The sequence below is a fragment of the Mucilaginibacter sp. Mucisp86 genome (genome assembly GCF_047324315.1).
Lineage (GTDB): Bacteria > Bacteroidota > Bacteroidia > Sphingobacteriales > Sphingobacteriaceae > Mucilaginibacter.
This window is the reverse complement of the sequence record NZ_CP168503.1, coordinates 680,152-699,811: the sequence shown is the minus strand read 5'-3', so window position 1 is coordinate 699,811 and position 19,660 is coordinate 680,152. Positions and strand designations below refer to the sequence as shown.

The following is a 19,660-nucleotide window of genomic DNA, read 5'->3' as shown; positions in this document are numbered from 1 at the left end:
ATAAATAGTTTTAAGCGTTAATCTCCAGTTCGACAGTGAAATTGCCATCGGCCGAGCTGATGTCGAGCCGGTGTTTGTTAGGATAAATATGTTGCAAGCGCTGGCGGTTATTGGCAATGCCGATGCCTTTCCGCTCGGTGGCCGGTCGTTTTTCGAAAATGGTGTTTTTGCAGATAAACAGCATTTGGTTGCCGTTTACCCGCAAACAAATATTGATAACCGATCGCTGATGTTTACTTACGCCGTATTTAAATACGTTTTCAATAAAAGTCATCAATATCAGCGGCGGAATCTTTTGATTGTTTATCTCGCCCGAAACCTCAAAATCAAGTGTTGTTTTTTTGCCGAGGCGCAGGCGTTGCAGGTCGATATAATCATTGATACAGTCAATTTCGTTTTGCAGTAAAACAAAATCTTCGGTTACCTCATCGGTTACATAACGCATGATGTTTGAGAGCTTCATAATACTTTCAGACGTATGCTCGCTATTGGTAACCGACAGCGCATAAATGTTATTCAGCGTATTGAACAGGAAATGGGGATTGATCTGCGCTTTGAGGAAAGAAAGCTCGGCATGGGCTTTTTCGGCTTCGGCACGGGTAACCATCTGCTCGGTAAGCTGCCATTTCTGAACGGTGGCAATAGCAACGCTTAAACCCATAACAATGATGAAAATAAACAAGCCTACCATATCAATATTGCCCGACTGATGAATGAAAATTACGCGGTTAGTGGGTTTAAGGCTTGGGTCCTGCATGCGCAGGTCTTCATGCGGCAGCGGGCCGAAGGGCATGTTTTGTTGATTGGGTGCCGAGCTGTCAATACCGGTAGGTGTAATTTGCGGCCCTATGGGTTGCGGATTGGGCACCGCTGTTGTTGCAGGTTTATTTCCTTTAACAAGGTTGTGAAGAAGCAGGTTATCAAAAGGCTGCAAAAAGTAAACACAACCCGAAAGCAGTAGCACAATAAACCCATACCAGATATATCTTTTACGAAAAACGAACTTAGGCACCAGGTACCAGGCGTTCAGGTAAAACATAAATATATAGGTGAGGCAAAATAACCAGTAGTAAGGCGAAAACAATACCGTGTATGTGCCGGTGCTGCTTTGCTGCGTGCGGTTCATGAATAATAACGGGAACCCTAAAAATACAAGCCAGCCGGCAGCATGAATGAAAAATGTAGTTGCTTTTGAGCGGATCATTTGATTTTTAGCTTCTTTTTACTTGCTTATGCTGGCGTAGCCTGCCGGTACACATTAACAACCTGGTTTTAGTAATAAAAAAAGCACCTGTACATTGCGCACAGGTGCTTCATCTTTATGAAAAAAACCTATAATTCAGTGTCCCTGCTCCTGAATTATAAATCAAAGGTGAAGATGTGCGGGTGTTTTAACAATCATGTGTCGGTGAATTGGGAAATTGTATAGATGAACGGGGTGGAGGCTGTGCTACCGACAAATTGTATAGTCTTTAGCTTAAGGTCATAAGTTGTAAGTAAGAGAAGCGAAAAGATGACTTTTGCCCTCAGACGTTGTACTGCCGATTAAACAGTAGTGGGTTTTCTTTGAGAAAGTAAAGATGGTATTAAATAAGAAAGCCCCCTTGCACTCGCTGCTTGGGGGCTATAACCTAAACCTTATCACTGATCAAATTATTATTTGATGCTGTAAAGGTAGCCGTGAGGCTTTAATCTGAAATTTTGTACCGACGAATAGCCGGATTGAATGGATGGAGCGGAAGTTTTGATTGTTTTATGAATTTAATTTCGGCGTTTTGATTAACATTGATCACAATCCAATAAATTATGAAGCTACTTCTTACATCCGCCGGAATCAGTAATATGAGTATTCAAAATGCGCTTATAGAACTACTGGGCAAACCAATTGCTGAGTCGAGTGCCCTTTTTGTCCCTACCGCAATATATGCCATTCCTAACGGCGGCGATATCGTAAGAAGAGTGATTTGCGGATCATTAGGTGATCCTTTTTGTGAATTAGGCTGGAAGTCGCTGGGTTTACTGGAGCTTACCGCCTTGCCCAGCATAAAAAAAGAACTTTGGGTTAATGTACTCAATGAAACTGATGCCCTGCTGGTGGGTGGAGGCGATTGCCAGTACCTGACCTACTGGATGCAGCAATCCGGGCTGGCGGATCTGCTGCCATCACTTTTACAAAAGCTGGTATATGTTGGCTTGAGCGCCGGTAGTATGATCATGACCCGGTTTGGGACCACCTATGGCAACCATACTTTACCGCCCGATAGCGACAAGTCGTTGAGTTTTGTTGACTTTGCTATTCACCCGCATTTGGATCATGAGTGGTTTCCGGATAATTCCCTGGCCAATATTGAAAAACTGGCTTCAACTATATCGGTACCATCATACGCTATTGATGATCAAACCGCGATTAAAGTGATTGATGGGGCCGTTGAAATTGTTTCTGAAGGACATTGGAAGCTTTTTACCACTAAGTAGCCATAGAAATATATAATTTGCTATGACTTAGTATTCTTTGTAGCTTTAACTTATAATTCTTCTTATTATGGAACCATTGATCTGGGTAGCAATATTAATTTATATTCTATCTTTTTGTTTAATAATCAGGTTTAGCTTTAATCAAGTGAAATTTAACAACTCAAAGAACTTTTCCGCTAAGGCTTCTTTGTATGCTTGGAAAGTTTGGGGTGTGAGAACAAGATATTTTCAATTGGCCGTCATGACAAGCGGACTTATTACAATGGGCATAGTAGCTATTATTAAAGCCATTATATAATAACTAATTGAAAAAACTTTAAATCCCCATCTGCGGTACATATCCGGCTCTGAACATATTAACAAATGACCGCGGAGTTAATACTGGAAGCATATCTACATCAGGTAGCGCTATTCCTCTTTCATAACCTGCAGGGCTCCATAAATATAACCGATCATCTTTGAGCAAATACGGCTGATCATTGTAAACTACAAACGTGCCGTTAGGTAGTGCACTCAGCTTTTCTTCATAAGCAACTTTTGATCTATCAGCAGCAATACGCTCGGTTTGTAAGATCGCATCTATTCTGGATACGGGTGTTTTCATATCGAAACTGTATTGCGGGTTTCCTTTCAACCAAAACTCTTTAAACCTTTGATGATCTTTATACCTGCATTGAAAGCAGGGGCGGTGCCCGGCCGAAAAAGCTGTGGCCTCGTCAAGAAAGAAAAGCTCAGTCCAGCGGTCGGGTTGCATAATCTCCCGGTGGCGGCCTCTAAACTCCAGCATACAGGTTATCCATGCTTTAATTTTAAAGGGACGTACTATTTCCTTGTCCGCATTATGGATCACACCGCGGTTGCCGAGCCAGGCACCTCGCTCAGGTGTTTTAATAAGCTGTCCAAAAGGGGTTACACGGTTTTGCAGCATAATAATAGTTAAAGCTACGTCAATTATTTAAGACAACGCATCGTGAAAGATTATACCCAGGCTATGCCGTTTACCACTATGAACCGAGCTTACGCCGTGCTTCATATTCACCCGGTAATAGCCTTTGGCTCCTTTTACCGGTCTGAAATTAGTGGTAAATAAAATCATATCTCCCATACCCGGAGTAAGTACATTGGCCTTTGATTGCGCACGTGGGACCTGCTCGATGATCACAAATTCGCCGCCTGTATAGTCCCTGTTGTGCTGATCAAGCATGAAAACCATTTGGATAGGGAAATATACTTCACCGTAAAGGTCCTGGTGCAGGGTGTTAAACCCGCCTTCAGTGTATTGTAATATCAGGGCAGTAGGTTTGGTTTGTCCGGCTTCATGGCTTAGCTGCTTCATTTCTTCATGAGTATCCGGGAATTGTTTGTTGATCCCAAGTTCTTGCATCCATTTATTGGCGACGGGAGTTATGTGCGGGTAAACTGTTTCCCTTAAATCGGTTATTACAGATGGGAGCGGGTATTTATAATATTTATATTCGCCGTAACCAAACCTGTGGCGTTCCATGTTAACGGTTTTCCGGTATTCGTCTGCATCATAATTACTGATCAAGGTATCGCAGTCGCGTTCACTCAAAACCTGTTTAACAATTGCAAAGCCTTTATTATGTAATGTTTGGTTGATCTGGTCCCAGTTTAGGTTTTTGATGCGATCTTTAAGTGTTTGTTCTGAAGTCATTTTGTTATTTTGAAGAATGTCAAAGCTACTTTTGGAGCAACCGCCATGCAATCCGATTCTTGCGGAGTTTTAAACCTTAATAAATACATACAATGGATATCAAAATTAAACGCGTTTATGAGCCTTATGCCCAAGGTGACGGCACCCGTATCCTGGTAGATCGCCTTTGGCCCCGCGGCATAAAAAAGGAAGACGCACATATCGACAGATGGTTTAAAGAGATTGCGCCGTCTAACGAATTAAGGAAATGGTATAACCATGATGCTGACAAATTTGACGCCTTTTGCCAAAGATATCGGGACGAGATTGATAGCACTAAGGCATTGCCTGAACTGATCGATTATATCAAACAGCATAAAAAAGTGACGCTGGTGTTTTCTTCAAAGGAGTTAGCATTAAATAATGCTGTAGTATTAAAAACTATAATTGATGATCATATCGCATAGCAACTCCGCAAGAATCGGATTGTTGAAGGCTGTTTGGGGCGGTAATTTTGTGTTATAAAAGAATAAAAACACAATTGAATTTATTTAATAATAAGACATTATGAAAACCCAGCAAGAAATAGATTATACCCGCATAGCTGATGCAATAGGCTTTTTCAGGGAGAATTTTAAAAGCCAGCCCAAGCTGGAAGAAGTTGCAGATCATGTTAATTTAAGTCCGTTCCATTTTCAGCGGATGTTTAAGGATTGGGCGGGGGTAACCCCGAAACAATTTCTGCAATATTTAAGTGTGGAACATGCCAAGGGAATATTAAAGCAGGAAGATACCAATGTTTTCAATACTGCATTAGAAACCGGTCTTTCGGGAGGTGGCAGGCTGCACGATCTGTTTATCAAGGTAGAAGGAATGACACCGGGCGAATACCGCAATGGCGGGGCAATGCTGCAGATCAATTATTCATTTGCGGATACTCCTTTTGGTAAGGTGATCGTGGCATCGACAGGCAAAGGTATCTGCCACATGGCTTTTGTTGATGAAGGCGAAGAAAAAGCTTTGGAACAACTGAAGATAAATTTCCCGAACGCTGTATATAATCAATTGGTAGATAGGATCCAGCAGAATGCGCTGTTTATCTTTACGCAGGACTGGAACCATCTCGATGAGATCAAACTACATTTGAAAGGCACTGATTTTCAGATCAAGGTATGGGAAACGCTCTTAAAAGTACCTGCCGGCGGATTAACTACTTACGCCTCGCTTGCTAAAAAAGCAGGTAGTGAAAATGCTTACCGCGCCGTTGGAACAGCAGTGGGGAGCAACCCGGTAGCATTCCTGATCCCCTGTCACCGCGTAATCAAATCAACCGGTGAGATAGGCCAGTACCATTGGGGAAGCACCCGCAAAAATGCCATCATAGGCTGGGAGGCTGCTTTGAAGGAAAGGGTTGAATAAGCTTTTTGAGGATGGGAATGTTCGCTGCTTTAAAAAAATGTCATTTCGAATCCTTGAAGAGCCGGGAAATAGCCGGGTAAGGATGAGAAATCTTATGCGATACGCAGGGCGACTCTATTGGGCGTATAAGATTTCTCTTTCGCTCCCATTGCTCATACCCTCCCATGCTCTATCGAAATGACATTTTTTTGTTGAGTTTACCATAACTTAATGCCCCACACTCACCACCCTCTTCACTTTCCACTGCCCATCCTTATACTGCCAAACATGTACAAACTTCATTAAACCGATGATCTGTTGTCCATTTTCGGTGTGGGTAAAACGGTGTGTTCCCATTTCAATAGCGCCAAAGCCGGGCATGGGGTACACTTCAAGTGTTTCTTTCAGCAGGTCGCGGCGCAGGTCGGCGGCTTGTTTGTTTTCAAAGATGCCTTTAAAGCCGGCCATGGTTGCGTCATACCCGCTTACACCCTTGCCATCGTTATAAAATTCAACATCGGGGGTAAACAGCGTTTTCATAACATCAAGGTTGCGGTTATTAAATGCGTTGAACATTACACTGTCCATATGTGCAATAGTGTTAAATAATTGCTGATCTTTTGGTTTAAAGGCCGAGGTTTGGGCATTGGCGTTAGCTGCGAACAGCGATATAACAATCCCGATAGCAAATAGGATATAGGTTGCTTTTTTCATGATATTAAATGTATTAAAATATATTGCAATGACGCACCGGCAGGGCTTATGGTGACAGTAATATTGACGGTTTTTATAGCTAAAAAAGGTTTGTAGGCGCGCTTTCAATTCATAATTAAGTCAAAAAGTTCCCGATTAACATATTTTAACGGTTTATACTTAATACCGGTGTAATATTTGGACACCATTTTACGTAACTTTACTTATCAAATTAAGCGCGATGAAAAAGAATATCTTCATTATAGCCTTGATGCTTTTAGGCGGTTTGTTTAGCGGTACCGTAAAAGCCCAGCAAACAGCATCGTTAGTAGCCGATCAGAACCCGCGTTACATGGAAAGCCAGGCAAAATATATCAGGGTTGCCGATACCTTAAACAGTTTACATGGCACCACCATACAAAATACTTATAAAGCGTACGACTGGTATGAAGCCAGGTTAGAGCGTCGCCGCCAAAACCGCGAATGGAGGCATGAAGAGCGGATGAACGGATATTATGACTATTCACCTTCATGGGGTTTATACGGTGGTTACTCTTATTCCCCATTCCTTAACTATGGCTGGGGTAACCGTTGGGGCGGTTATTATGGTGGCCGCTGGGGAGGCCGCACAAGCATTGGTATCGGTTTTGGCTGGTAACAATTGGCATAGCATTCAATCTAACATATCATAATTTATAATATACACTACAGATGAAGTTCAACAGGATTTTAGCAGTTGCTGCGATAGCAGTTTCAGGAATTTTTATAGCCTCATGTTCAAGGCAGGTTACACGCGTGAGCACCGATCAAACAATTGATGTTAGCGGCAACTGGAATAACAGTGACGCACGTATGGCGGCCGACGAACTTACCGGCAAAATTTTAGGTGCCAACTGGATCGATACCCACCTTAACGAGCATCAGGGCAAACGCCCGGTAGTTATTGTTGGCTTTGTACAAAACAAAAGCCACGAGCATATTGATGCTGAAACATTTCTCACCGATATCGAAAGCGCATTCATTCAATCGCAAAAGGTACGTTTGGTACAGGGCGGCAAAAAACGTGATGAGTTACGTGCCGAAAAAGCCGATCAGCAAACAAATGCATCTGTATCAACCATGAAAAAATTTGGGTTGGAAAACGGTGCCGATTACATACTTCAGGGGACTATCAACTCTATTGTTGACGCGCACAAACGCCAAAAAGTTGTTTACTACCAGGTAAACCTTGAGCTCACCAATATCCAGACAAATGAAGTAGTTTGGATAGGCGAAAAGAAAATTGCCAAATACGTTAAAAACTAAAACCCGTATACATTATTGCCCTGAACATGGTATACCGTGTTCGGGGCAGTTTGCATTTAATAATGGTCAACTTACGTACGCATATTCTCCGGGTATTTTCTTTTATCGGGCTGATGCTTTTTTTATCGGCGTGTTCAACCTATAATCAAAGTGTTGCGCCTTATTATAAAAATGTTTCGGCTGGTAACTATCCCCAGGCCGAGAAAGAGCTTGATAAAAACAGCCTCATCCAGGCGCCCCGTAATAAACTCCTGTACCTGATGGAGAAGGGGAGGATCTGCCATTTAAAAGGCGAATACGAAAACAGCAACAACTACTTTAACCAGGCCGATCAGTTACTTGACGAAGGGCTGACCAGTGCTTCAGACGCTGCCGTTGGCGTTTTGCTTAATTCGGCATCGCAAAAATATAAAGGTGAGGATTTTGAAAAGTTCATGATCCATTATTACAAGGCGCTTAACTATCTGTATCTCAATAAAACTGAAGATGCCATTGTAGAGGCTCGCCGCATCACCTTGCAGGCCCAGGAGCAGGGCGACAAGTATAATAACAAAGACAACCGCTATTCAAATGATGCCTTTGCCTTAACCTTGCAGGGCATGTTGTATGAAAGCAATAATGACGTAAATAACGCATTTATATCATACCGGAACGCAGCTGAAATTTACCTCAAAAGCCCCGATAAAACTTATTATGGTACCACTATGCCAATTGAGCTGGAAGAGGATGTGATCCGCACAGCAAAATTGAATGGTTTTACAACCGAGGCTGATCAGTTTGAAACAACTTTTGGGATTAAATACGAACCTGTAAAACCCTCGGATGGCGGGGAACTGATCTTCTTTTGGGAAAATGGTCTTGCGCCTGTAAAAACTCAGGTCGACTTGTTTTTTAGCCTGATCCGCAATAGTAACGGCGATTTATTTTTTACTGATGCTGCAGGTGGCATAGTGGTTCCGTTCAATTATGATGGCGACAGGAACAGGGTAAATACCAAATCGGTTGAAAGCCTTCGTGTTGCATTTCCTAAATACGTTGCGCAAACGCCCTATTATTCAAGTGCGAGTATCTCTGTTAATAACCAGGAAGCGCAACTGGTAAAAGCAGAAGATATCAATGAACTGGCATTTAAAACATTACAACAACGTGCTTTGAAAGAAATGAGCGGTATTTTATCGCGCCTTGCGGTGAAAAAAATAGCCGAGTATTCGTTGCGTGCTGCCGCAAAAAGCGATGGCAAAACTAATGGCCTGTTGGAAGGGCTTGGTTATGGTATCCAACTGTACAGCTTACTATCCGAAAAGGCCGATACCCGTAACTGGCAAAGTTTGCCGGCTTATATTTCTTATACCCGCATCCCTTTACAAAAAGGAGACAATCAGGTTCATATTACCCTTAAGAATGCGCAGGGAGCAACCGAAACCAAAACTATCACGGTGCAGGGTACCGGCCGGTTGCAGTTTTATAATTATGCAACTTTAAGATAGCTGGCAACAACTCGAATTTCTATATAAACAAAAAAGCCATTTGCTGTTCAGAGCAGATGGCTGATTTATATAATAGGGTTTAGGTTATTTATTGCCTTTGAAAATTTCTTTATTATTTTTTTGTAAAAATAGACTTAAAATTTCCACCCGGAAATACCCCTTTCTGGGTATATTCTATCACGTATTTCCAACCATTTCTTATAGCCGGCTAATAAAATGTTAATAATTAAAACAGAATTTTGCACGGCTACATTTGTTTTAGGGCTATCGGGCCTGCGTGGCTTTTATAATGATATCAAATGGTAAATCAGGTAATACTTCGGGACGCCCATGAGGGAGATGTTGAAACTATAGCGGTGCTCATGACCGATTTAAATTATCCGACCACCGTGGCCGAAATGCAGGCCCGCATGGAACCTATCTTTGTTCATCCGGATTATAAAACAATTTTAGCTGTTTATAAGGATGAAATAGTGGGCATGGCAGGCCTGGTAAAAGGCAACTATTATGAAAAGAAAGGCAAATATCTCAGGGTGCTTGCCTTTGTTGTGAAGGAAACGGCGCGCAATCTCGGTATCGGTAAAATACTGATTAAAGCCTGTGAAGGCTATGCCATTGAAAAAGGCCTGAATACGGTGATCATTAATAGTGGTAACCGTGACGACAGGAAAGTTGCCCATGTCTTTTATCAGAAAATGGGCTATGAGATCAAGTCTTCCGGATTTGTAAAGCAGGTTTAAGCCAGTTGTTTCTCTGTTACCGAGATCAGGTTTACCAGTTCGTTTCCGGCAAGTTCAACAGCGCCGTTGTTTTGTATTTCGATGCAGTTTTCGAGATTGGTATTGAGTTCGGCAGTGCGGGCTATGCGTTTGGCAATTTCCTCAGCATTTTCCCGCCCACGAACGGCCAAACGGCTGGCAATAATTTCAGGCCTCGCTGTTATTAATACTACTTTCAGATCGGGGTAAAGTCGCTGTGCAATGGGCAGATATTCGCGAGAGCCATTAACTATCACATTAAAACCTTTGTTAAGCCAGTTGTTTATTTCCTGACCTATGCCATAGTATTTATCATGGCTGCCCCAGCTTAAAGCAAACATGCCGGCTTTGCTCCTTAATGCAAATTCTTCGTTAGTTAAACTAACATGGTTCTCGTTACCTGAAAACGGCGGACGGGTGATATATCTGTGAGCAAATACTACATTTTCCGATCCGTTGATCTGTTTGCGGGCATAGTTCATCAGGGTGTCTTTTCCGGCTCCGGAGGCGCCAATAACATAAAATAGCTTACTCATAATTGGGTACAAAAACTTTATCGTGAAAGTATCAGGTTGTGTTAATTGTTTTATTGATAACGTAGGTTAGGGGATTAAAAGTGTGGTGGTTATGCCAAAATGATCACTTGGATATAAGCCACTTGTTTCGTCGGGGGTATTTAACACAACGGCCGAATCAATAAATTGCGGATAGTTATTTATCCCGGGCAATTGTAAAGTGAAAATATGGTCAATACATACCTGTTTGTTAGCCTTATAATAGGCATCAGTTAAGCTATAATGCGGTTCAGTACCGTTACCCAGGGTATAACAATCGGTGGCTTTTGCCAGTTCCATGAAAGCCATAACGGCTTCCGAATCGGGCGTAGCGTTAAAATCGCCACAAATGATATGGTATGGGTTCGGTGTTTCTTCAGTAACAAAACCTGCAAGTGCTTCGGCCTGCGCTTTTCTTAAACCTTTTTGCTGGCCTAAATGTGTGAGGTGGGTAGTGGTTACAGTTAAGGTTTTTCCCGATGGCAGGTCGATATCAACCTTAAAAGCCTTGCGGTCATTGTCTTCGGGCACTATTGGCAAATCAAAGCTTTCGGCTTCGGTAACCGGATAAACGGATAATATGCCCAGTCCGGATGTGCTGTTAACCATCTTGCCTTCAAACGGGCGTTTTTTCGACCGGCCGGGTAAAAAGCTGTAGTTCATATTTAATTCATCGGCCAAAAACTTCAGGGTATCGGCATTGGCTTCTTCGCTATAAAAACATTCCTGGCAAGCTATAACATGGGGTTTTAATTGTTTAAGTTGTTTGGCAAGTATGTCCATGCGCAGCCGGTATTCGCCATCACATTTCCACGTATTTATGGTGATAATCTTAACATTTTCCACATCAGCAATATCAGCAATCTAAATTGTACAATCAACATTCGTTAATTATTAGCTGATGATTAGTTTTTGATTAATAATTGATATGCGTTAAACGAAGTGATGATATTTTATCCCGAACAGTTAACAATTGAGACGTTTTGCTGCTTTTGTTTAACAATAAGCTTACAATGGTTTTCGGTAAATAGTGTTTAATTTTATCACAACCAAAATAAACATTATGGATACTTCACTTTTTGAATCGGTTGATCAGTATATAGGTAACCTGCTGGGCGATGAAGATGCGGTGCTGAGAGGTACTTTGAAGTCCATGAAAGATGCAGGTATCCCGGGTATCAATGTAACAGCCAACCAGGGTAAGTTTTTACAGGTGCTGGCTAAGTTATGTAACGCCAAAAAGATCCTGGAAATAGGCACGCTTGGCGGTTACAGCACCATTTGGATGGCCCGTGCGCTGCCTGCCGATGGTCAGCTGATCACACTTGAGTTGGAACAGGCATATGCCGATGTTGCCCATCAAAATATCATCAAAGCCGGTTTGGATCCAATTGTAGATATCAAAGTAGGGAAAGCGATGGACAGCCTTGCTGCTCTTGATGCCGAAGATGAAGGGCCGTTTGATATGATATTTATTGATGCAGATAAACCGCCCTATACCGAATATTTTGAATGGGCGCTTAAACTTTCAAAGCCGGGAACCCTTATTGTTGCCGACAATGTGATCCGCGAGGGTAAGGTACTCGACGATAACTGTGACGATGAGCGGGTTAGGGGAGTACAGCGTTTTAATAAAGCCCTTGCCGATAATAAACAGGTAGCAGCTACTATTATCCAAACTGTAGGTACTAAAGAGCATGACGGTATGGCTATAGTGGTTGTGAAATAATTATCATTACCCGCTGGTTTTAATAAGCAAGACAAAAAGTGGGGGATTGTTCGATTCCCCTGGGAGGGTGTAGGGAGGGGTTTCATCAATTGGCCTGTTTGTTTGAAATAACGCATAAACCCCTCCCTGCCGCTACACATTCCAACGCACCCCTCCCCAAGGAGGGAATTGACAAACTTTCAAATGATTGAGCTTGAATGAGCATATATGAACGGCTTTCTGGAATTTAATTTCATGGCTATCAATGCGAGATTACGAGGCATAATACATCTTTATCCCGTGTAGAACTTATTTTTCTTATGTTTACTATCCGATATACAACCGGATTGTTAATTTTGAGATCATAAGCAGGGGACGAAATGAATTTTGGCGGAGTTACTATAAAGGATATTGCTAAAGAGTTGGGAATTTCGCCCTCGGCGGTTTCCAAGGCGCTTAAAGACAGTCACGAAATTGGTGAAAAAACTAAGGCGCTTGTGTTGGAATGTGCTCAAAGGCTTAACTATCAGCCTAATCTAAATGCCCAAAGTCTTAAACGGGGAAACAGCAAATCTCTTGGGATTGTAGTTTCCACTATTGAGAATCAGTTTTTTTCGCAGGTGATCAATGGTATCGAATCGGTAGCGCATAGCAAGGGATACAATGTGTTCATTACACAAACCCATGAATCGTATGAGTTGGAGATGCAGAATGTGCGCCACCTGACTTTTCGTTCCATTGATGGTTTACTGATTTCCCTTTCAACCGAAACTAATAATATCGATCACCTTAAAAACCTACACCAAAAAGGCTTACCGATAGTTTTCTTTGACAGGGTAAGCGATGAAATTGATACCCACAAGGTGGTGGCTGATAACTTTGCCGGTGCGTATGATGCCACAACGCAATTAATTGGCGCAGGGTACCGCAAAATAGCGCACATTACCAGTTCGGTAAACGTATCCATCACCGCCGAACGATTGAGAGGATATAAAAAGGCGCTTGAACAGCATGGCATGCAGCCCGATGAAAGGCTGATCAAATACTGCCCTCATGGCGGTAAAGACCTTGCCGAAATAGAGAACGCGCTAAGCGAGTTGTTTTCTGAGAGTAGGCCAGACGCCATCTTTACCGCATCCGACAGGATCACGACAACTACTTTATCGCTCTTGCATAAATTAGGTTATAAGATCCCGGGGGATATCGCTTTGCTTGGCTTCACTAACACCCAATTGGCCGAAGTTTTAAACCCGCCGTTGAGTGCAGTTTATCAGCCCGGCTTTGAAATGGGAAAAAAAGCTACCGAAATGCTCATCAGCATCATTGAAAGCAAGCGCCCTGTTACCGAGTTTGAAACTACTGTATTACCAACCCAGGTTTTCATCCGCGCCTCATCCCAGCCGGTAAAGGCGTAGGCAAAACAACGCTGCTTGTTTAATAAATGTATTCTTAACATTTGTTGTTTTTGTAAAATCTTTTACAGACTTTTAGCGCATTATAAACCAAGCTAAAACATTTCAGCCCTATGAAGAAGTTGTTTAATGTTTGCTTGCTGCTGCTTTTATTTTCTAAAGCTGCTATGGCGCAAAACACCGGTGATAAAACTTTTACTAATCCTTTGCTGCCATCAGGAGCCGATCCCTGGGTAATTTATAAGGATGGGTTTTACTATTATACCAATTCAACAGGTGGCAATATTGTTATCTGGAAAACGAAGGATGTTACCAAACTAAGTACCGCGCCTAAAAAGGCTGTTTGGGCGCCTCCTGCAGGCACTGCTTACTCAAAAGACCTTTGGGCTCCCGAACTGCATTTTATAAAAGGCAAGTGGTACGTATATTTTGCTGCCGATAACGGCGATAACAACAATCACCGTATTTATGTGCTCGAAAATAAGTCGGCCGATCCCACGGAAGGTACCTGGGAATTTAAAGGAAAAATAGCCGACAGTACCGATAAATGGGCCATTGATGCTTCAGTATTTGAAAATAACGGAAGCTGGTATATGATCTGGTCGGGCTGGGAGGGTGACCATAATGGCCAGCAAAATATCTACATTGCCAAAATGAAGGATGCCCAGACCATTGGCAGCGAACGAGTAAAAATATCAAGTCCGGCCTACCAATGGGAAACCAATGGCGATTTAAATGATGCCGGCAATCCGGCACACGTGAGTGTAAACGAAGGACCGGAAATTTTAAAACATAAGGATAAGCTATTCCTGATCTATTCGGCCAGTGGCTGCTGGACTGATTTTTATGCTTTGGGGATGCTTACAGCTTCCAAAAACAGCGACCTGTTGAATTCCGCGTCATGGATAAAAACGGAACAGCCTGTATTTAAGCAATCGCCGGAAAATAGTGTATATGCGTCGGGACATAATTCATTCTTTAAGTCGCCCGATGGCAGGGAGGAATGGATCCTGTATCATGCCAATTCAAATCCTAACGAAGGCTGCGGTAATAAACGTTCGCCTCGCGCTCAGAAATTTACCTGGAATAAAGATGGCTCACCAAATTTTGGCGTGCCGCTGAAAGATGGACAACCATTGGCTGTACCTTCAGGAACGAAGTAAAGAGTTCTGTTCACTTCTTAGTTTAAAGATCGTCACTGCGGGTAAGAATCTGAAAAAGATGTAATGACGTGTAAATGTTTTAGCGGTGTTGTGCGGGGCCGCGTTAGGGATAGAAGCGTAAAGCCCACAGCGTGCGCCGGATTGTGCGCAGGCAAAGCGAGGACTTGCAGCGGATAGCCCGGCCCGTTAGCTAACGGGAACGCCCATGTTATAAAATTGATCAAAAAATATACCTAATAACCAATAACTTACAAACACGTCATTATAAAAAAACAAAGGAATCTCAAACAATGCAGAGCAGACTTGTAAAACCCCTCAACTAATCGGGGATTGCCACGCTGCGCTTACAACAATGAGAATCTTGTATACTCCCCATTTTCTTGACAAATATCAATTTCGTTCTTATCAAATATCAATGTACAGGTTGTAGCGTCGCGATAGATTTGTATCAACAAAAAAACGATACAAAATGTCAAAAACAATTTTTATAACCGGAACAAGTACAGGATTTGGTAAATTAACCACTATAACCCTTGCAAATGCAGGCCATACCGTAATAGCAGGTATGCGTGGAATAAATGGCAAAAACGAAGCTGTGGCCAGAGAGTTATCAGCCCTGCCAAATGTTGAAGTAGTTGAAGTTGATATTACTGATGATGCCTCAGTTAAAGCAGCTTTTGAATATACTTTAACCAAATACGGCCATATTGATGTCCTGGTTAATAATGCGGCGGTTTCAGGTTTTGGGGTACTGGAAGCCTACTCGCTTGACCAGATCAGGCAGATGTTTGAAGTGAATTTTTACGGAGCTCTCCGTACTATCTTTGCAGTTTTGCCGGGCATGCGCGCAGCTAAGAACGGGTTGATCATTAACATTACATCAGGTGCAAGCGGCCATACCCTGCCATTTATGATCCCTTACCTTGCCTCCAAATTTGGGGTAGAAAGTATTACCGAGGGTTTACAGGATGAACTTGCACAGTACAACATCGAAAACGTAAGCATCCAGCCCGGTGTATATCCAACCGAAATGAACAATGGCAGTAAAGCAGGTATCCATGCTGATAAACCAGAAGTTGTTGCCGAATATGGTGAAGCTTCGGCACAGCAATTCAACGCCATGGGCACCGCGCTTTTCAGCAAAATGGCCGAGTTTAATATGGATCCGCAAACCATTGCCGATGGGATACTGAGGCTTGTGGAAATGGAAAAAGGAACAAGACCATTGCGTTACCCGCTTGATGCCGTGGCCCAGGGTACCGACCAGGAATTTATTGATGCACGTGCTGCCATTAAAACCAAATGGTTAAGTAAATACACAGCATAACTGCTGATAAAAATATGACCCGAACAGAAGCAAATATCCCCGGATAAAGGGGATATTTGCTTTTATATGTTTGAGCTATTTAAAGAATACATCAGCCAGAAAACAACCCTTACCGATGCCGACTATGCTAAAATCGAAGCCGTGTGTATTTATAAAAAGCTTCGTAAAAGGCAATATCTGTTGCAGGAAGGTGATGTTTGGAAATATAATGCCTTTATAACCAAGGGCCTGGTGCGTTTTTACAGCGTTGATGAAAGCGGCCGCGAAAACATAGTGAGCTTTGCCAAAGAAAACTGGTGGACCGGCGACCGTGCCAGCCTGCTTACCGGCGAGCCATCCAGAAATAATATTGACGCTATTGAAGATACCGAACTAATACTGATCACCAAAACAAATTTTGATAACCTTTGCCGCGAAATACCGCCCTTTAATGATATGGTGAATGCTATCATCAACAAGAGCTTTATCACCAGTCAAAACCGGATCCATTCGGCCATTTCCTTTACTGCCGAGCAAAAATATCTTGATTTTGTTCAGAAATATCCTGATCTGTCGTTAAGGGTTCCGCAGGCCATGATCGCATCATATTTGGGAATCACTCCTGAAACTTTAAGCCGTGTACGAAAGGAAACTGTAAAGCGGCATTAAGCCGTTTGCTTCATTTGGTCGATGTTTTTTTCTTTTGCTGCCTGCAGTACAGTTTTACCGTAATCAGTAAAGTACTGGTGGTGTTGTAATACCCTTAGGTTTAAACTGTGCCACTCTTCATCGCCGTAGTGCTTATCCAAATGTACTTCCCATTCCTGTTTTAAATTGTTGGCACATTTAAAATAATCGGGCGACGCGAAATGACGCATATCGGCGTCGCAAATAATCTGCTCTATCAGGTTTTGGGGTGACTGCGGAATTTTTGTAGCTTCGATACAATCCCATACCTGTTGTATAAAATCGTTATTGTAATGGTGCTGCATTAAAAAAGTACCTGCAATGATCATGCTGGTATCTTCGTGGCCCTTGTAATGATAAAGGTAGCCGGTATCATGAAACCAGGCGGCCACAGTTAGGACGGTTAGCTCCGGCTTTTTTATTTTGCTATGCCCGGCAATTTCAATTGCTGCGTCTACAACTCTTTGAGTATGTCCCAAATTATGGAAATACATGTTTGCCGGAAGGTTTTCTTCCATTAATGAGGTAACGTAGGCCGCGGCCCTTTTTTTTATACTTATCGCAGGCATGTGAAAGGTGCTATACTACCCTCACATTCTGTAGAAAATCTGGATAAATGTTCAGATTCCTGCCTCTCAACAAAAAGATGACACTTTTATCTTATTTGTGTAAACATGGATTTTACGTTTTTAAGCGGGATTTTAAACCTGTATTTTAGATGCATAAATGTTCACAGATGAAAAACACCCTTCAAATAGCACAACTTTATCTCCGCTTTGCATTAGCTATCGGTTTCTTGTTGCCAGTGGCCGATCGGTTGGGTTTCATGGGACCGGCAGGCCAAAATCAGGTAAGTTGGGGTAGCTGGGACAATTTTGTAGTTTATACCAATACACTGATGCCATATTTGAGTCGTTCGATGGCAGGTGTCATGGGCTTTTTAGCAACGGTGGCCGAGGTTTCCATAGCCATCATGTTTATTGCAGGTTTTAAGATCCGTACAGCGGCTTACGCAAGTTTTGCCCTTACGCTTACTTTTGCGCTTTGCATGACGATATTTTCAGGATTCAAGGCTCCTTTTAATTATTCGGTTTGGGCTGATAGTGCAGGTAGTTTATTGCTGGCAAGCATAGCCACTTATCGCTGGAGCATTGATTTTATATACGATGAAGCTTAATGTCTGTTAAAGCCTTTTGCTGTTCAGTTACCTTTAAATGTATTAAAATAGCCGGTTATTAACCCCGGGCTCATTTCATCACTAAGCAAGCCTATATAATTATCGGGCCTTATTAGTAAATAAAGTCCTGATTTTACCCCTGATTTTTCCCAGCCTTCATTAAGAGGCAGATTAACTACCTTGATGTAAGCTGTTAAGTGATCTGGAATGTGCTTGTCGTATCCACTGCTACCGATACATAATAGGTGAAACTTCGGTTCCGTGAGCAAATGATAGATGCTTTGCAATTTGCCATCAATTTCTGTCAAAATATAGGGACATCTGTCGCCGGCGCAAAACTTTAGCTTTTGCTTGATAAATTGCAGGGAAAGCAGGCTTTTTTTGTACGAATACCAAATTTGGGACAATATCCTGAAAACGCGTTTTGAAATCCATTTTGTTGATAGCACAAGACGTAAAATATGAGGCATCATGTAGGTGCGCATTTGATATATGAACCAGTTACAGCTTGTCATAAATGCAAATATTTTATCGGTAAATTTCATGAGCCATTGGGCAAAGGGATATCGCTCGTCATGGTAAGTATCAATAAGTTTATCATCAGCAACGCCCTGCAATACCAGGGAAAGTTTCCAGGCCAGGTTATGTGCATCCTGCAAACCGGTATTCATCCCTTGCCCGCCTGCGGGGCTATGGATGTGCACTGCATCACCCAGCAAAAGGCAGCGATTCACCCTAAACCGGTTAACACAGCGGTGATGTAGCTTATAAACCGAAAACCAGTTCAACTTTTCGACGCTAAACGGCAGTTTAACATTCGCGGTGATCACGTCTTTAAGGTCATCAGAGCCAACATCTTCGTTGCCGGAAAAGCTTTCGGGCAGGGTGCCCAAAATGCGGTAACTGTTATTGCCATACATCGGAAAAAAAGCGCAGAAATTAACACGCGACAGTGATGCGATGAGCTTGTTTGCAGGTTGCTGCCAGTTAAGCTGCACATCGGCAACAAAAAACTTATTTTGGTAGGTACCTCCATCAAAGTTTAGTCCTAACTGCTGCCTTACCAGGCTTGATGCCCCGTCACAAGCCAGCAGGTAGGAGGCTTTAATACTTATTTTTCTGAATGGGTTACTTTTATCATAAAGACTGGCCACAACATGGTCTTCATATTGTTCAAAACTAACCAAACTGGTTCGCCATAAAACATCACGCCCCGTTGCTTTTAATTGCTCGTAAAGCAGTTCCTCGTTCTTAAACTGCTCAAATGCCTGCAGGTTAGGAAAATCGGTAAGCCCGTTGCCTGCGTTGGCAGTTTCAAGTGCCGCTTTTTCACGGCCGTTCATATAAATGGCAAATTTGTTGATCATCTGTCCCTGCTGCAAAACAGTATCAGCTACACCCATTTGCTGGTAAATTTCCATGCTGCGGGCAGTAACCAACATAGCCCGCGACTCGTGAGTGGGCGCGGGCTTGGTATCGATAATAATAAAATCAACGTTAAAGCGGGCCAGCTGGCAGGCGGCCATTAAGCCGGTTGGCCCGGCACCGATAATAATTACTTGTGTTTGCACGATGTATTACCGGCTTTAAAATATGAAATTAATTGGCAAGGCAAGGGCATTGCCGGGCTATCGCCAGTAATTATTAGCTGCAGCTATTGTAGCAAATTCGGTTGCCACTGTTTGCCCTACAGCAATGAGCATTGCGGCATCTTCGGCGTAAACCCCTCTCAGCTTTCCACGAATTTCGGCATCGGGTTGTGTTACTTTGATGATGAGCCTGGCCATTTTAATAGCAAGTTCACGGCCCTCCTGCGGTGTTGCTGTGATTAACGAGTCGCCCGGGATTAGTTGTACAGATTCTGACATGATGATAAATTTAAT

General features: G+C 42.6%; 22 protein-coding genes. 13 read left to right on the top strand and 9 right to left on the bottom strand.

From position 1 onward, the window contains the following. Positions 1 to 10: 10 nt before the first annotated feature. Positions 11 to 1,204, bottom strand: coding sequence for a sensor histidine kinase (locus ACEN9X_RS03025; RefSeq protein ID WP_413669004.1), 1,194 nt, complete (start codon positions 1,202 to 1,204; stop codon positions 11 to 13). A 602-nt stretch (positions 1,205 to 1,806) separates the two neighbouring features. On the opposite strand from ACEN9X_RS03025, the gene ACEN9X_RS03020 reads away from it, so the two are divergent. Next, complete coding sequence (locus tag ACEN9X_RS03020) at positions 1,807 to 2,475, top strand: Type 1 glutamine amidotransferase-like domain-containing protein (protein WP_413669003.1); 669 nt, start codon at positions 1,807 to 1,809, stop codon at positions 2,473 to 2,475. A 316-nt stretch (positions 2,476 to 2,791) separates the two neighbouring features. Here ACEN9X_RS03020 and ACEN9X_RS03015 read toward each other — a convergent pair whose 3' ends face one another. Then, positions 2,792 to 3,403: a hypothetical protein gene (locus ACEN9X_RS03015; protein WP_413669002.1), complete on the bottom strand. Its 612-nt coding sequence runs from the start codon at positions 3,401 to 3,403 to the stop codon at positions 2,792 to 2,794. A 27-nt stretch (positions 3,404 to 3,430) separates the two neighbouring features. Further along, positions 3,431 to 4,150, bottom strand: coding sequence for a 2OG-Fe(II) oxygenase (locus tag ACEN9X_RS03010; protein WP_413669001.1), 720 nt, complete (start codon positions 4,148 to 4,150; stop codon positions 3,431 to 3,433). Between the two features lie 92 nt (positions 4,151 to 4,242). Here ACEN9X_RS03010 and ACEN9X_RS03005 point away from each other — a divergent pair, with 92 nt between their 5' ends. Next, positions 4,243 to 4,596 carry a DUF488 domain-containing protein gene (locus ACEN9X_RS03005; RefSeq protein WP_413669000.1) on the top strand — a complete coding sequence of 118 codons (354 nt, stop codon included), beginning with the start codon at positions 4,243 to 4,245 and terminating at the stop codon, positions 4,594 to 4,596. 100 nt (positions 4,597 to 4,696) lie between these two features. Next, positions 4,697 to 5,548: a methylated-DNA--[protein]-cysteine S-methyltransferase gene (locus ACEN9X_RS03000; RefSeq protein WP_413668999.1), complete on the top strand. Its 852-nt coding sequence runs from the start codon at positions 4,697 to 4,699 to the stop codon at positions 5,546 to 5,548. 207 nt (positions 5,549 to 5,755) lie between these two features. Here ACEN9X_RS03000 and ACEN9X_RS02995 read toward each other — a convergent pair whose 3' ends face one another. Then, entirely contained in the window at positions 5,756 to 6,241 is a 486-nt protein-coding gene (locus tag ACEN9X_RS02995; RefSeq protein ID WP_413668998.1) for a nuclear transport factor 2 family protein, read from the bottom strand. Between the two features lie 220 nt (positions 6,242 to 6,461). On the opposite strand from ACEN9X_RS02995, the gene ACEN9X_RS02990 reads away from it, so the two are divergent. From ACEN9X_RS02990 to ACEN9X_RS02975, 4 genes are all read left to right on the top strand, one after another. Beyond that, the gene (locus tag ACEN9X_RS02990; protein ID WP_413668997.1) at positions 6,462 to 6,878 is read left to right on the top strand and encodes a hypothetical protein; all 417 of its coding nucleotides are present in this window, start codon (positions 6,462 to 6,464) and stop codon (positions 6,876 to 6,878) included. Positions 6,879 to 6,931: 53 nt separating this feature from the next. Then, positions 6,932 to 7,525 carry a penicillin-binding protein activator LpoB gene (locus ACEN9X_RS02985; RefSeq protein WP_413668996.1) on the top strand — a complete coding sequence of 198 codons (594 nt, stop codon included), beginning with the start codon at positions 6,932 to 6,934 and terminating at the stop codon, positions 7,523 to 7,525. Between the two features lie 113 nt (positions 7,526 to 7,638). Next, positions 7,639 to 9,012 (top strand): COG3014 family protein, encoded by a 1,374-nt coding sequence (locus tag ACEN9X_RS02980; RefSeq protein WP_413668995.1) that lies wholly within the window; start codon positions 7,639 to 7,641, stop codon positions 9,010 to 9,012. Positions 9,013 to 9,311: 299 nt separating this feature from the next. Then, on the top strand, positions 9,312 to 9,752 hold the full coding sequence (locus tag ACEN9X_RS02975; protein ID WP_413668994.1) for an N-acetyltransferase family protein: 441 nt from the start codon (positions 9,312 to 9,314) through the stop codon (positions 9,750 to 9,752). Here the strand turns inward: ACEN9X_RS02975 and phnN are convergent. Both phnN and ACEN9X_RS02965 read right to left on the bottom strand, forming a co-directional pair. Next, positions 9,749 to 10,306: a phosphonate metabolism protein/1,5-bisphosphokinase (PRPP-forming) PhnN gene (phnN, locus tag ACEN9X_RS02970; RefSeq protein ID WP_413668993.1), complete on the bottom strand. Its 558-nt coding sequence runs from the start codon at positions 10,304 to 10,306 to the stop codon at positions 9,749 to 9,751. The genes ACEN9X_RS02975 and phnN overlap by 4 nt on opposite strands. A 66-nt stretch (positions 10,307 to 10,372) precedes the next feature. Beyond that, positions 10,373 to 11,170 carry an endonuclease/exonuclease/phosphatase family protein gene (locus tag ACEN9X_RS02965; RefSeq protein WP_413668992.1) on the bottom strand — a complete coding sequence of 266 codons (798 nt, stop codon included), beginning with the start codon at positions 11,168 to 11,170 and terminating at the stop codon, positions 10,373 to 10,375. Between the two features lie 217 nt (positions 11,171 to 11,387). Between ACEN9X_RS02965 and ACEN9X_RS02960 the strand changes: the two genes are divergently transcribed. From ACEN9X_RS02960 to ACEN9X_RS02940, 5 genes are all read left to right on the top strand, one after another. Then, positions 11,388 to 12,053 (top strand): O-methyltransferase, encoded by a 666-nt coding sequence (locus tag ACEN9X_RS02960; RefSeq protein ID WP_413668991.1) that lies wholly within the window; start codon positions 11,388 to 11,390, stop codon positions 12,051 to 12,053. 359 nt (positions 12,054 to 12,412) lie between these two features. Next, on the top strand, positions 12,413 to 13,447 hold the full coding sequence (locus tag ACEN9X_RS02955) for a LacI family DNA-binding transcriptional regulator (protein WP_413668990.1): 1,035 nt from the start codon (positions 12,413 to 12,415) through the stop codon (positions 13,445 to 13,447). A gap of 110 nt (positions 13,448 to 13,557) precedes the next feature. Then, positions 13,558 to 14,607: a family 43 glycosylhydrolase gene (locus ACEN9X_RS02950; RefSeq protein WP_413668989.1), complete on the top strand. Its 1,050-nt coding sequence runs from the start codon at positions 13,558 to 13,560 to the stop codon at positions 14,605 to 14,607. A 469-nt stretch (positions 14,608 to 15,076) separates the two neighbouring features. Continuing rightward, complete coding sequence (locus ACEN9X_RS02945; protein WP_413668988.1) at positions 15,077 to 15,934, top strand: SDR family oxidoreductase; 858 nt, start codon at positions 15,077 to 15,079, stop codon at positions 15,932 to 15,934. A gap of 66 nt (positions 15,935 to 16,000) precedes the next feature. Next, positions 16,001 to 16,582 (top strand): Crp/Fnr family transcriptional regulator, encoded by a 582-nt coding sequence (locus tag ACEN9X_RS02940; protein ID WP_413668987.1) that lies wholly within the window; start codon positions 16,001 to 16,003, stop codon positions 16,580 to 16,582. Here ACEN9X_RS02940 and ACEN9X_RS02935 read toward each other — a convergent pair. Continuing rightward, a complete protein-coding gene (locus ACEN9X_RS02935; RefSeq protein ID WP_413668986.1) occupies positions 16,579 to 17,169 on the bottom strand; it encodes a hypothetical protein in 591 nt (196 codons plus the stop codon). The genes ACEN9X_RS02940 and ACEN9X_RS02935 overlap by 4 nt on opposite strands. A 167-nt stretch (positions 17,170 to 17,336) precedes the next feature. Here ACEN9X_RS02935 and ACEN9X_RS02930 point away from each other — a divergent pair, with 167 nt between their 5' ends. Next, positions 17,337 to 17,777 carry a DoxX family protein gene (locus tag ACEN9X_RS02930; protein ID WP_413668985.1) on the top strand — a complete coding sequence of 147 codons (441 nt, stop codon included), beginning with the start codon at positions 17,337 to 17,339 and terminating at the stop codon, positions 17,775 to 17,777. A 23-nt stretch (positions 17,778 to 17,800) separates the two neighbouring features. On the opposite strand, the gene ACEN9X_RS02925 is transcribed toward ACEN9X_RS02930, so the two are convergent. Beyond that, on the bottom strand, positions 17,801 to 19,348 hold the full coding sequence (locus ACEN9X_RS02925; protein ID WP_413668984.1) for an FAD-dependent monooxygenase: 1,548 nt from the start codon (positions 19,346 to 19,348) through the stop codon (positions 17,801 to 17,803). A 57-nt stretch (positions 19,349 to 19,405) separates the two neighbouring features. Beyond that, the gene (locus ACEN9X_RS02920; RefSeq protein ID WP_413668983.1) at positions 19,406 to 19,645 is read right to left on the bottom strand and encodes a hexameric tyrosine-coordinated heme protein; all 240 of its coding nucleotides are present in this window, start codon (positions 19,643 to 19,645) and stop codon (positions 19,406 to 19,408) included. Positions 19,646 to 19,660 lie beyond the last annotated feature (15 nt).